The organism is Paenibacillus roseus, assembly GCF_016424485.1.
Classification (GTDB): Bacteria; Bacillota; Bacilli; order Paenibacillales; family Paenibacillaceae; genus Paenibacillus_D; species Paenibacillus_D roseus.
The window spans coordinates 23,945-36,793 of sequence record NZ_JAELUP010000023.1; the positions used below are offsets into that span (position 1 = coordinate 23,945).

Sequence of the window (12,849 nt, forward strand, 5' to 3'; positions counted from 1 at the left end):
ATAAACGGTATCAAGGACAAGAATAGAATAGATTCTAATGAAAATCCTCACAGCAGTTAAAAATATAATAAGGGATCAGGCGGCATGACCATCCTGATCCCACTCCACTCAGCTTTGCCTTCGCTCAACTGTTAACTCCGGGCGTCTTCCGCTGCAATCAGCTTACCGTCCTAGGCCGCTCCAATCTGGACAACCCCGGCCAGCGGAACGTCGCCCATTCCGGCTGATGCTTCTCAATCTTGGCGACGACTACCGTCATATCATCTATAATCTGGCCATCATGATGCCGAACGACCTTATCCAGCAACTGCTCGGCAATTTCCTGCGGCTGATCCTCCTGAATTTCCTGAATGACCCGCTTCATCCACAGTTCCTTGTTGACGGCGTGGCCGGGAGCATCATAGATGCCGTCTGTCATCATAATGAGCGTATCGCCCGGCTGCAGCTGCACCCGGATCAGATCCACGTCGATCTCCTGCAGGATACCGACCGGCAGATTATTGGCAGTGATCATAATGACCTCGCTTCCCCGCTTAATAAAACTCGGTGTCGACCCGATTTTCATAAAAGTCGTCTTGGCTGTGTACATATCAATCAAGGCTACATCGACAGTGGCATACATTTCATCGGACGAACGCAACAACAGCACGGAATTGACTGACTTGATCGCCAGCTTTTCATCCATCCCGGATTGCAGCAGCTGCTGCAAGATGGAGAGCGCCGTACTGCTCTCCAGACGAGCCCGCTCGCCATTGCCCATGCCATCGCTGATCGCGACGGCAAATTTTCCGTTGCCCAGTTCTACCGTGCTGAAACTGTCACCCGATAATAAATCTCCCCCTTTTGCAGCTCCGGCAATTCCTGTCTCCACTTCGTACTCCTTCGCCGAACCAAACTGCACCTTGGACGGGTGTCCGGTCTGCTCGGCATAGCGTTCCGTCTTGACGGCAATATGCTCACCCAAAATATCGCTCAGCAGCGGCGCAATGATTTTGCGGCACTCATCATAGCCCTTGCCGAATGTATGAGTAATTTCGATCTCCACATTCCCCTCTTCCAGCGAAATAATGTCGACGCTTTGAATGGATAAGCCAAGCCCCTCCAGCGCCTCGCGAATTTGCTCCTCCTGAAGATGAAGCTCCTGCCCCTCCCGTTTGATTTCCTTCGCCAAATCTTCCATGACCTGAGATACGCCGGATAGCTGATCCGCCACAAGCTGACGAGCATCCTGAAGCTGCTTCTTATAATTCTGATCATGCTGATGCAGCTCATACTGCTGCTGCATGACACCAAGCACCTGCTGCGGTTTGACGCAATGCGTTTTCCACTCGCGGGGTACCTCCTTGACCCCCGGTTTTCTATCCTCCTCAATCGACAGCATCATTTCTGTCATCAAATTATACGTCTGATAAAACTTCCCCTCCCAGCACAGATTTTTGCGATGACAGCTTGCACATGTTTTCTCTGCCACCACATTCATAAAATGATCAACCTCCTCCTCCCTCTTTTTCACGGTATCTGTGGTCTGAACGAGCGGGCTGAAACTGCGGGCAAGCTGCCGGAATACTTCGGAAAACTGTGTGACCCGTTGCGCCGTCACATCCCGAACCCGTTTAGCGTATTCATGCTGCGATTTCAAGTGCTCATTCGTACCGGGCACATAGCGGGCAATCGTCTGAATGACGCTGCGCGGTGTAAATAAGAATAGCAACACTGCAGCTACGGATTCCCAGGTCGAGGCCATAATATCGGTTTGACTTCCCACATAAATGGATAATATAGAAGTACCGAGCAGCATTCCGAAAGCAACCGCCGTTTTGCCTCCATCGCGGAGCAGGCCTGCCAGCAGCCCGGCGAAAGCGAGCAGGCTCATCTGCACAATGGCGTTCATATCCGCCAGACTGAGGATAAGCCCGGCCACAACCCCGACCGAAGCGCCGAACGGGGCCCCGCCGACAAGGGCGAACAGCAGCAGCAAATATCTTGACATGACATGCTCAACTGACATGACATAGACTATCCAACCCACCGCTCCGGTCATAATGGAAGCAAGCATAATCATCATGCATATGATTTCCTCCGTCTTCAGCGAGGCTGACCGCTTCGTCATTGTCAATACAGGTAATGCCTGAATGAAGACTAGCGTCAGTACAAAGCTCAGGCACGCCTCCACGCCCACCATCATCAGCTCATACCAGCCTAGCGCATCTGTAATGACGACATGAAACAGCCGAACCAGCAGGATGGAAATAAAGACGAGCAGCGGCGCATAGTTTAGCTCCGCCTTCTCATAAGCCTCCAGCCCTTTGACAATCAGGAAAAAGACAGCCAGTTGCAATGCAATCCAGGCCGGAGCCGGTGAAGCCGACAGCCAGCTTCCTGCGACAAGCGATATGGCGACAATACGATAAGCATCCTTGCGGAGAAAATAGATGACTGCAAAATAAGCAATGGCGAAAGGAGAGAGCGACTCCAAAATGATTGCGCGCCCAAGCAGGAAGCCAACCGCTATGAACAGTAATGTCCAACGCTTGGCTGCGACCATTTGAACCCATCTGCGCGTTGCCGCCCAGCTCAGCCCTTTTTGAATTGCCGTATTCACCGCGCCTGTACGTTTTGCTCCAGGCCACAACACCAGATTTTGCTTGTCCATGATTTGGCACCACCATTCCGAGTTTTTGATGTGCCTCTTATTATAGGAGTCAGGTTTTATAAAGTTTGTCAGAACTCGTAGCTTGTCCAAAAGTTTTTTCCGACAAAAATGAGCCTGTCAAAATCAGGTGACAATTCGGTGTCGCACCCAGTCCCCGTCTATGTTTGCGTTGCCTACTTCCTTTACATATGTCGGTTTGCCGTCTACAAAAAACGTCGCTACCCGCATACCATGCAGTGGGGGACAGCGTCCGAACCTGTCGGAGGAGCAGGATACATCAGGGAAAGTTTTGGTTCTAAATTAAAATTGGCGTTTCATGACCTTTATGGGCGGGAAGAACATAAAAAAAAGCAGAACCATGAGGTTCTGCTTCTATATGACAATGTTCAACTTATACGCGTTTGGCTCCACGGCCTCCACGCTTGGATTCCGTGTTTTTCTTGAGTGAAGAGATGCGCTCCTCGCTATCCTTCAGGAATCGCGACATTTTATCCTCGAATGAAGGTTTGCCGAAAGACGGTTTTCCAGCGCCTGATTTAAATGGACGACCTCCACGATCACCGCCTCCTCGCGGAAAACGGTCTCCTCCTCCTGCGCCACCGCCACTGCCACCGAAGCGCTCACGCGGTGGTGCAGACGGCTGATGCCCTTCTGGACGGTCAATCGCCTGTTTAATGGAAAGTCCGATCTTTCCGTCTTTGTCCACGTTGATCACTTTTACTTTGACGACATCGTCAATCTTGAGATGATCTTTAACGTCCTTGACGTAATTATCGGCAATTTCCGAAATGTGAACGAGCCCAGTGACACCCCCTGACAAATCGACGAATGCCCCGAAATGAGTAATGCCTGTCACTTTGCCCTCTAATTTGGCTCCCACTTCAATTGCCATAGAATAAAATGTTCCTCCCTAAAAGTTTTGCGAAGCAGACGTGATCGACTGCTGTCTCTTCTATTATACCAGCGGATGCAGCACAGTGGAATACATGCTCGCACAAGTCATGAAATTTACTCTTGCTTAAACCGGGATGCCGGTTAAATCCGCACAAATAAACCTCTGGGCGGTTAATCGCAGTATGTTGAACTATAAGTATAACCGGGGATGACCCTGAAATTCCTTATATTATCAAAATTACTGCAAACCTCCATTACCGTGATTATAACCGAACCGAAGAAGCAAGGTCAACAGACGTTAGCTTAAGCGGAAGCTAATTCGAACCAGATACCTGAATCGGCTTCTCGCCCGGCAGCGTCATGCCATATTCTTTGCGGGCAAGTTCTTGAATATATTCCGGATCATTCAGCATATTCACCCTTTGATCAAGCTGCTCCTTCTGCGCATTGATCTCATCGAGCTTCCCTTGGGCAGCAAGGTATCTCGTGTAGGTATCCCCTTTGCTGTAGCCCTGATTCACCATTGTATAAGCGGCCCAGCCCATAAAGAGAATGACGAAGATCAACCATAACTTCAAGCGTCTCCTGGAGCCTTCATATGAAGTTGTCTTGGATGCACTGCTTGTCCTCATGTATTCAATCCTCCCCAAACCATCTTTTCCATAATGCGATACAACTTGTCCGGATACGTATGAACCGTCCGGCAATATCTATTTTCTTCCAATACGGCTCAATTGCTCGCCATAACGGTCTGACAGCAGGCCTGATCATCCAGGCGAGCAGAAGCCAGAACGGACGCAGCAACTGACCGGTCAACTTTAAAATAAACAATGAAATTGCCAGCGCAAATCCCAACAGCACCCGAACGAGCTTATAGAGTATCAGCATCGGTTTGATAACCAGCAGCTCGAAGCAACGTACCAAGAACCGAATCAATTTACGTATAGTTTCTATTAACCATACCACAAAAGCAATCACTGTTGAACTGAACAGCCAAAAATAGAACCCAATACCTATTAGTAGTCCTATAAAAATGTAAATCCGAACTTCCCCATCATTATTTGCCATCAAAACGCGAAATACTATAATTGTTGCTGCAAGCCAGTACAATAAGTCTAAAATTGGAATCAACAGTCGGCCAATATGTAAACGATTCGACACGACCCTGTAGCTGTCAAAAGCAATGCCCATTCCAATTCCTGACAACAGCATCATCATCAGGGTCCCGAACTGCACGCTCAGATTCACTTGAACAGCTTTCCGAACAACCCTTTGGATTTGATTGCTGTTCCCTGGCCATCCAGATAGGCGAGCGAATGGACAAGTCCTTCAATGGCGACGAGCCCCTGCTCGAGGTTCAGATGCTTGATATGCAGGTTTTGTCCCTTGATTGCTAAAAACCCGTAGTCGGTGTCGAGCAAAAACTCCTCATTGTCAAAGCTCTCCACATTGCTAACCCCGGAGATTTCCAGCAGCTTCCGGTTCAGCATTTTTATTTCTTGACGCTTGGTTTTGGCTTGGTCATTCATAGCTTGGTCCCCCCCTTCCATCACTAGGTTATGCAGGATGGACGGGGAGTAGAACAGCAAAGTGCGCAGCTAGAGTACAAAAAAAGAGACAACTGCACATGCAGTCGTCCCTTCTCTTGAAACATAACCGACTTCACAGTACCGGCGATTTACCAGTTAAGTGGGTCGGTACGCGGAATCGCTTCTTCAGCCAACACTGTATATAATTGCTCGGCCTCATCTTTACGGGTGGATTCAGCCAGACGCTCAACCCGCACGGTGACAAACTTTTGCCCGAACTGAATTTTCAACTCGTCACCGGGCTTGACGGTATTGCTTGGCTTGGCTTCGCGCCCATTAATCCATACACGCCCCTGATCGGATACATCCTTGGCGACGGTACGACGCTTGATTATACGCGAAACTTTCAGGAATTTATCCAAACGCATGACTTACTTTACAGCTTCTTTTAATTTGTTGCCGGCTTTGAACGCGGGCACGTTGGATTCCGGAATTTCGATCGTATTGCCTGTTTGCGGGTTGCGTCCGATACGGCCGTTGCGCTTGCGAGTTTCGAATGTTCCGAAGCCGATCAGCTGTACTTTGTCGCCGCTGGAGAGCGCTTCTGTTACTTCGCCCAGGAAGTTGTTCAGTACAGTCTCGACATCGCGCTTGGAAAGCCCGCTTTTTGCAGAAATGTTATTGATTAAATCGGTTTTATTCATTATTGTTTGCCTCCTAAATTGATTCTTTGATTTTGTAGTAGCGGTTTATCGCTTGATTTACAGAGTGAAACGACTTCCGAAGGATATATTCTGCCCGCTGCTGATAAAATCCTGCCCCTATCATAACTTTTTTATGAAAGTATGTTCCGAGAAGCATCAAGCTGCTGCAAACTGATCCTCGATAAGGCTGCTATTTCAGCCGTTTCGCCTCCTCCCACCATTGATCCATTTCTATTAAATCAGTCTGGTCAAAAGTTTTGCCGTTTATACGAAGTTGATCTTCAATATAGGAAAAACGCCTTAAAAACTTACGGTTGGTGCGCTCTAGCGACTCTTCCGGATCGGCATGGAGGAAGCGTGATAGATTGACAGCGGCAAACAGCAAGTCTCCAAGTTCGTCCGCCATCCTCTCCGGATCCCCTGAATCGGCCGCCTCGCGCAGCTCCTGCAATTCCTCCTGCACTTTGGCAAACACATCGTCCAGGTTGTCCCAGTCAAATCCAACCTTGGCCGCCTTCTTCTGCAGCTTGTAAGCCTTCATCAGCGCCGGCATCGGCGGTACGCCATCAAGCACAGAAGTGCGCTGGCTTATTCCTTTCGCGGCCTTTTCCTCAGCCTTCATCTGCTCCCAGTTGTTTAGCGCCTCCTCGGCATTATCGGCGTCCTTACCGCCAAAAACATGAGGATGACGGAAAATCAGCTTTTCATTGAGCGACTCAATAACGTCATATACGCTGAAGCTGCCCAGTTCCTCCTCCATCTGACTGTGCAGCAAGACCTGGAGGACGACATCGCCGAATTCCTCCCGCATTCCTTCAGGATCATCATTATCCAGCGCTTCAATAGCCTCGTAAGTTTCTTCGATGAAATTTTTGCGAATCGACTGATGCGTCTGCTCGCGATCCCATGGACAACCTTCCGGACTGCGGAGAATGCGAACAATTTCATGCAGCCTTTCAAAGGAACGATTGCGCAAGCGGTCATCCGTACTCGCAGCCACATAAATCAGCGACAGATTGCCATAGCCTTCAATCCGGTCCAGCTCATACAGCGGAATCGTGACCACCTGTTCCTCGCCCGGCACTCCTAGCGCGTGGCCGACGACAACCGAATGTTCATCCGGGTAGCGCTCCATTAGCGTCAGCTTCACCTCGGAGGCGGTATACATATCATACACTTGTCCGATCAGGGTATGAAGACGCGGATCAAGCTGGGAAGGCTGCATCCCGGCTGCATCCAGCAACTGAAAGCCCTCGATCGGATCAAAGCCTAGCGAGACAAAGGCTTGATCGAGGAAGCTTTGACCGCCCGCAATCTCAAGCCGTACCCCCCGCTCCGGGCAGCGCTCGCGGAGAAGCTGCACCGTTCGCTCTGCCACCATCGGGTGGCCCGGTACGGCATACAGAATGCCTGCTGCCTGCCCGGAGCCGTCCTGCGCTACCTTAGCGGCCTGTTCCTCTGCGAGCCGCAGCAGCTCCCCGGTTATCGCTTCATAGACATCAGGGAAGGAATCGGATGCCTCATATATGTAATCGAAGGTGGAATAGCCCAGCCCTTCTTCGTCCAACAGACTCAGCATCGGATGCTTGCCAGTTCTGACATAGCGCCGCTCCGTCTGCTGGATTTTGCGCCATACGCCGAGGCTCAGCTGGTCGGCATCCCCGGAGCCGAGCCCGGCAATTGTAATTAACGGTTCCATCCTTTTCTCTCCTTCATCGTTATGCTTGCTTATGCGCGTTTCAGCAGGCGCAATCGTTCCAACAGCCCGGCGAGCTTGCTGCCGCCGGGCAGCGCGCGCAGCTCGCGCGCGCTCAGGCCGCCGCTGGCAACCAGCGCTGCGGCGAACACCATTGCGCCGACGGCCACGCCCGTCAGCGCAAGCACTGCCGCTGCGCCGCGGCCTGGCAGCGGCAGCACATCGAGCAGCCCGCCATGCAGGCGCTCGAGCAGCCATAGCGCTGCGAGCATGCACGCGAGCGCAAACGCAGTGCCCGCCGCGTAAGGCCTGGCGGGCAGGCGAACGCCGGCGGTGCGTACGGCCACGATGACGCCCGGCAGAGCGGCTGCGGTGAGCGCAATAACGCCGGCGTAGGCGGCGCCTTCAATGCCATATGCCGGCACAAGCACGGCATTAAGCAGCCCCTTCAGGAGCGCCGCCACAAGCAGCAGCAGTGCCGGTAGCCGCACTGAACCCATGCCTTGCAGCAGGGCTGCAGTCACTGCATTGAGCGAGCCGGCAAGCGCTGTACAGCATACCCAGATAAAGGTCCAGGTGGACTGGTTATCCGAGTATAGCAATATGTTGATCGGTTCAGCCAGCCACACCAGACCGACCGTAGCGGCCGTGCCGAACCACCAGGTAAAGCGCATGGCCAGCTCTGTTCGTACCGACATGTCCGCCAGATCTCCCCTTGCACGGGCGACGGCCAGAATGGGAACGAGCGCGCCAGCCGCTCCGCCGGCCACCATAACGACCAGTTGTACCAGTGGCTGGCCGCGACTGTAGAGACCGAACATCGTCATCAGGTCCGTGCCTCCCAAGCCTGAAGCCGCAAGCAGGCGAGGTACGGTTATTGCATCGACGATCCCTGCGACAGGAACAGCCAGGGAGCCGAACGCCACCGGCAAGGCCAGCCGTGCCAGATTGCGCATCGAAGAAAGCAATCCTCTCCATGACTTTGCCTCTGCATCGTGCCCAGCATAATGGGGCCGGATGCGCAGAGCCGGGTCCCGCAGCCAGAACAGCAGCAGCACTGCCAGACCTGCTGCACCTCCTGCTATCGTCCCTGCCATCGTCCCGGCAGCGATATGGCTTGCTGGCCAGCCTGCAGCAAGTCCCGCCAGCAACAGCGAGAGCATGGCGGCTACGCGGAATGTCTGTTCTATTACCTGAGACAGCGCCGAGGGGAGTATCTGCTGCTGTCCCTGGTAATAGCCGCGCAATGCGCCCACTGCCGGGACGAGCCAGAGGCCGAGCGAAGCCATGCGAATTGCCCATGCCGTGTCCGGGTCACCCAGCCAGGAGGCGGCCAGATCAGCGATTAGCCACATCACGCCAAAGCCCAGCAACCCTCCGGCCATAAGCAGCAGCAGACCAGCGCGAAGCACCCCCCTCATTGCCGCCCTGTCCCCGGCTTCATGATACTTTGCTATCAACAACGAGACTGCTACCGGTATTCCTGCGGAAGAGAGGTACAACAGCAGTTGATAGAGCGGATACACGGCATTGTAAATGCCGAATACCCGGTCTCCGGCCAGATTCTGCAGCGGAATCTTCTGGAACGTACCCAGCACCTTGCTGAATAGCGCAGCACCGCCCAGCAGCACGGCTCCATGCAGCCAATGATCCTTTCGCGAGGACGCCTCGGCACTCGAAGCCGCTGAAATTTGCGTATCTTTGACAACACTCATATATAAGAACAAGCACCTGCCTATCTGTTCCTGACTGACACACATTTCTCCCATTATACTTTAAAATGAACGAATGTGGTTATGCTGGACAGGTGCCTCTTAACGAAAAAGGCTTCCGCAGCAGTTGTCATCCCTTGCTGTGGAAGCTTTTTCTCTGAAATAATATTGTGGACAGACCTAGCCGCCAATTTCCATACAACGGAGAAATTACTGCTCCATTTGCTTGGCCAGGAAACCTGCGGCCGTCTCAGCCATCTTGATCTCCATTTGGCCCATTTTAACAGATTCATCCTTGCTGACCAGAATGACCGTTCCAATCGGGTCTCCCCCGGCAATAATAGGCGCAGCGACAAGGGAAGTATAAGTCTCGTTGTTGTCCTTTACCAGCTCCTGGGTTGTGCTTGAGGACTCGGCTACAGTCTTGCGATTCTCCATACAGCTCTCCAGCAACTGCCCGATCTGCTTGTCCAGATATTCCTTCTTGGATGCTCCAGCGAGCGCGATAATGGTATCCCGGTCTGAAATCATCGTAATGTGATTGGTACTCTCAAACAAGGACTCGGCATATTCTTTGGCAAAATCGCCTAGCTCGCCGATCGGGGAATATTTCTTAAGGATAACCTCTCCATCACGGTCTACAAAAATTTCAAGCGGGTCGCCTTCACGTATGCGCAGCGTCCGGCGGATTTCCTTGGGGATGACCACACGGCCGAGATCATCGATACGACGCACGATTCCTGTTGCTTTCATTTCATGTTGCCCCACTTTCACCAAATTTTTAATTTCTTGGGATTATACAACCTGGACGGTCGTTGTCTGGCAGACATCAGCGGCTGTCCGTTAGCTATGCTCAAGATTCATGCAAGAGACCAAAGCCGGTGCGCAGCCATCGTAAATGTTCCAACACACCGACGCCCTACAGCGCCAATGCGCCGATTGAAGTCCTTTCGAATCTGACCATAGTATTCATCCGCTCCCAAATTCTTATACATCTCCCTTCGCACACAATTTTTGAGCATAATTCGCCAAAGGATACCCCATCCGTTCCACGTGAAACAGCGAAGACACCCTGCCCGGAGCCTTCGCTGTTTGGTCACACTTTATGTTAGATAACTAAGTCGCTTTGCTGACTTGTTTGGCTATAGCCGCACCTGACTGCCTGCGTTTAAACAAGCTTTTTGCGGATTGCACCCGAGATCCAGTCGATCAACGTAATCATTACAATAATACCGAGCAGAATGATTCCTACCCGGTCCCAGCTCCGCGAGCTGAGGGCAAAAATAAGCGGTGTCCCGATGCCTCCTGCTCCAATAATGCCCAATATCGTCGCCGAGCGCACATTGATTTCGAACCGGTACAGCATATAGGATAGGAAACCCGGGAGCACCTGCGGTAAGACCGCAAACCACAAAATTTGCAACCGATTTGCGCCGGATGCGGTCAATGCCTCTACTGGGCCCTTATCCATATTTTCAATTTCATCAGCAAACAGCTTGCCCAGCATCCCAACCGAATGGAGGCCTAGCGCCAGCACCCCGGCAAAGGCAACCGGACCGACCGCCTTGATGAATAACAGCGCCATGATGATTTCAGGGAAGGTCCGGATGACACTGAGCAGCAGCTTACCTGAGCTGGATATGAGCCTTGTGCGGCTCAAATTCGATGCGGCCCAAAAAGCGAAGGGAATACAGATAACTGTAGATATTGCTGTTCCAAGTACTGAGATAGCCAGCGTATCCAGTAGACCACGCAGCAAATCCTCGCCTTCCGGCAAATAGACATATCCCCAGTCGGGAGATAGGAGGCCAGATAGAATAGCCCTCGATATTTGTCCTGCTGTCTCCTTGATTCCGTTAAATGGAACCCCTGCAATCGCCCAAACATATACGGCAATAACAGCTGCGAGGATCAGCCAGCGGTAATGATTTTTCTTAGGCCTACGAATCGATGCATTCCCTAATTTACTCATAGCAACTTCTCCCGCAGCTTCGAGCTGAGATAATCAATGATCAATACAATTGCCAATGTAAAGAGAATAATGACGCTTGTCTTGTTGTACTCCAGATATCCAAGTGTTACTTCATAATACAAACCGATGCCGCCTGCGCCTACGAGACCCAGAATTGCGGCGGCCCGTACATTAATCTCAAAAGTGTAGAGCACGTAGGAAGCAAAATGAGCCTGTATTTGCGGGATGACGCTGTAAGCAATGAGCTGCAAGTAGTTGGCTCCTACTGCCGTCATCGCTTCAAGCGGCCCCCGATCAATCGTCTCCAGCGCTTCATAGGTCAGCTTGGCAATAAGTCCGAAGGAAAATACAGCCAGCGCGAATATGCCGGGCAGCGGTCCAAGACCGAAGATTGCGACAAAAATCGCCGCCATCAGCAGGTCCGGAATAGTTCTGACAAGATTGAGCAAGAAACGGACGGGCATGTAGATCCATCTGGTACGAGTCAAATTGCTCGCGCTTAAGACGGCCACAGGAAGCGCCGCTATCGCTCCTATTGTTGTCCCTAGCAAAGCCATCCGGATTGTATCCAGCATCGCATCGGTAATATGCCGCACATAACTCCATTTAGGAGGGAACATTTGCCGGATCAAGTCCAGCACGTTCGGCAGACCCTCTATCAGCTCGCTAAGGGTAGATTCCGTCTGAACGGCACTGCCCCAGAGCAGCAGCAGGACAAGAACGACGGTCATATAATGCTTGAGCCTGCCGGGAGCCTGTGGGCGAACGCGCCGTTCTGTATGTTGGTTCCCGCTCATATCGCATGCTCCTCCAGCATCTCATCTTGTCTGAGCGGTCGACCGTAAATTTCGGAGAATTTCTCATCCGTCGCATCCTCTACAGGCCCGTCAAATACGACCTCACCAGCACGAAGGCCAATGATCCGGGTCGCATACTGGCGGGCCGGATCGATAAAATGCAAATTGACGATTGTCGTAATGCCGAGATCCTGATTGATTCGCTTGAGGTCATCCATAACCTGCTTGGTCGTCAATGGATCGAGAGAGGCTACCGGCTCGTCAGCCAGTATGATCTTGGCCTCCTGAGCAAGCACACGGGCAATTGCTACCCGCTGCTGTTGTCCCCCGGACAGCTCATCTGCGCGTGTGTAGGCCTTCTCTACGATATTCACCCGTTCCAGTGCCTGGAAGGCCAACTCTTGATCCGGCTTCGGGAACAATCCCAGAATCGTACGCCAGGTGGGATGATAGCCGACACGCCCTGCCAAAACATTGCGCAGCACTGTCGTACGCTTGACCAAGTTGAAGCTTTGGAAGATCATGCCGATATCACGCCGGATTCTGCGCAGCCTCTTCCCTGACGCCCTGGTGATGGAGCTCCCATCAATTATAATTTCACCTTCTGTAATGTCATGGAGACGGTTAATCGACCGCAGCAGAGTCGACTTGCCTGCCCCTGACAGGCCGACGATCACAACAAACTCCCCTTTGTCCACGGAGAGGCTAATACGATTTAAACCTTTCGTTCCATTCGCATAGGTTTTGGATACATTTTTCAGCTCTATCACAAGGTTCTCATCCTTTTGAACGTTTTTTGTATACCCCTGCGGCGCTTCTTGGCATGCTGGAGCTTGTCCCCCATAAAAGGCTCATCTCTTAAAACAGCCAGCCAAAGTGCAACCGCACTCTG

At 52.0% G+C, this 12,849-nt stretch carries 13 protein-coding genes; all 13 read right to left on the bottom strand.

The features are described 5' to 3' along the window. Positions 1 to 157: 157 nt before the first annotated feature. Complete coding sequence (gene spoIIE / locus JFN88_RS08060; RefSeq protein ID WP_199018814.1) at positions 158 to 2,653, bottom strand: stage II sporulation protein E; 2,496 nt, start codon at positions 2,651 to 2,653, stop codon at positions 158 to 160. A gap of 391 nt (positions 2,654 to 3,044) precedes the next feature. Continuing rightward, positions 3,045 to 3,545: a S1 domain-containing RNA-binding protein gene (locus JFN88_RS08065; RefSeq protein WP_199018815.1), complete on the bottom strand. Its 501-nt coding sequence runs from the start codon at positions 3,543 to 3,545 to the stop codon at positions 3,045 to 3,047. A gap of 316 nt (positions 3,546 to 3,861) precedes the next feature. Then, positions 3,862 to 4,179 (bottom strand): FtsB family cell division protein, encoded by a 318-nt coding sequence (locus JFN88_RS08070; RefSeq protein ID WP_199018816.1) that lies wholly within the window; start codon positions 4,177 to 4,179, stop codon positions 3,862 to 3,864. Positions 4,180 to 4,183: 4 nt separating this feature from the next. Then, on the bottom strand, positions 4,184 to 4,795 hold the full coding sequence (gene yabQ, locus JFN88_RS08075; RefSeq protein ID WP_199018817.1) for a spore cortex biosynthesis protein YabQ: 612 nt from the start codon (positions 4,793 to 4,795) through the stop codon (positions 4,184 to 4,186). Then, positions 4,792 to 5,076 carry a sporulation protein YabP gene (gene yabP, locus JFN88_RS08080; protein ID WP_199018818.1) on the bottom strand — a complete coding sequence of 95 codons (285 nt, stop codon included), beginning with the start codon at positions 5,074 to 5,076 and terminating at the stop codon, positions 4,792 to 4,794. The genes yabQ and yabP overlap by 4 nt, the downstream gene beginning before the upstream one ends. Positions 5,077 to 5,225: 149 nt before the next feature. Beyond that, on the bottom strand, positions 5,226 to 5,504 hold the full coding sequence (locus JFN88_RS08085) for an RNA-binding S4 domain-containing protein (RefSeq protein WP_199018819.1): 279 nt from the start codon (positions 5,502 to 5,504) through the stop codon (positions 5,226 to 5,228). A gap of 3 nt (positions 5,505 to 5,507) precedes the next feature. Next, entirely contained in the window at positions 5,508 to 5,783 is a 276-nt protein-coding gene (locus JFN88_RS08090; RefSeq protein ID WP_500048318.1) for an HU family DNA-binding protein, read from the bottom strand. Between the two features lie 187 nt (positions 5,784 to 5,970). Continuing rightward, complete coding sequence (gene yabN / locus JFN88_RS08095) at positions 5,971 to 7,479, bottom strand: bifunctional methyltransferase/pyrophosphohydrolase YabN (protein WP_199018821.1); 1,509 nt, start codon at positions 7,477 to 7,479, stop codon at positions 5,971 to 5,973. 29 nt (positions 7,480 to 7,508) lie between these two features. Then, positions 7,509 to 9,203: a putative polysaccharide biosynthesis protein gene (locus JFN88_RS08100; RefSeq protein ID WP_199018822.1), complete on the bottom strand. Its 1,695-nt coding sequence runs from the start codon at positions 9,201 to 9,203 to the stop codon at positions 7,509 to 7,511. A gap of 195 nt (positions 9,204 to 9,398) precedes the next feature. Then, positions 9,399 to 9,941 (bottom strand): stage V sporulation protein T, encoded by a 543-nt coding sequence (spoVT, locus tag JFN88_RS08105; protein WP_199018823.1) that lies wholly within the window; start codon positions 9,939 to 9,941, stop codon positions 9,399 to 9,401. 415 nt (positions 9,942 to 10,356) lie between these two features. Further along, positions 10,357 to 11,160: a phosphonate ABC transporter, permease protein PhnE gene (gene phnE / locus JFN88_RS08110; RefSeq protein WP_199018824.1), complete on the bottom strand. Its 804-nt coding sequence runs from the start codon at positions 11,158 to 11,160 to the stop codon at positions 10,357 to 10,359. After that, the gene (gene phnE, locus JFN88_RS08115) at positions 11,157 to 11,957 is read right to left on the bottom strand and encodes a phosphonate ABC transporter, permease protein PhnE (protein WP_199018825.1); all 801 of its coding nucleotides are present in this window, start codon (positions 11,955 to 11,957) and stop codon (positions 11,157 to 11,159) included. The genes phnE (JFN88_RS08110) and phnE (JFN88_RS08115) overlap by 4 nt, the downstream gene beginning before the upstream one ends. Beyond that, on the bottom strand, positions 11,954 to 12,727 hold the full coding sequence (phnC, locus tag JFN88_RS08120) for a phosphonate ABC transporter ATP-binding protein (RefSeq protein WP_199018826.1): 774 nt from the start codon (positions 12,725 to 12,727) through the stop codon (positions 11,954 to 11,956). The genes phnE (JFN88_RS08115) and phnC overlap by 4 nt, the downstream gene beginning before the upstream one ends. Positions 12,728 to 12,849 lie beyond the last annotated feature (122 nt).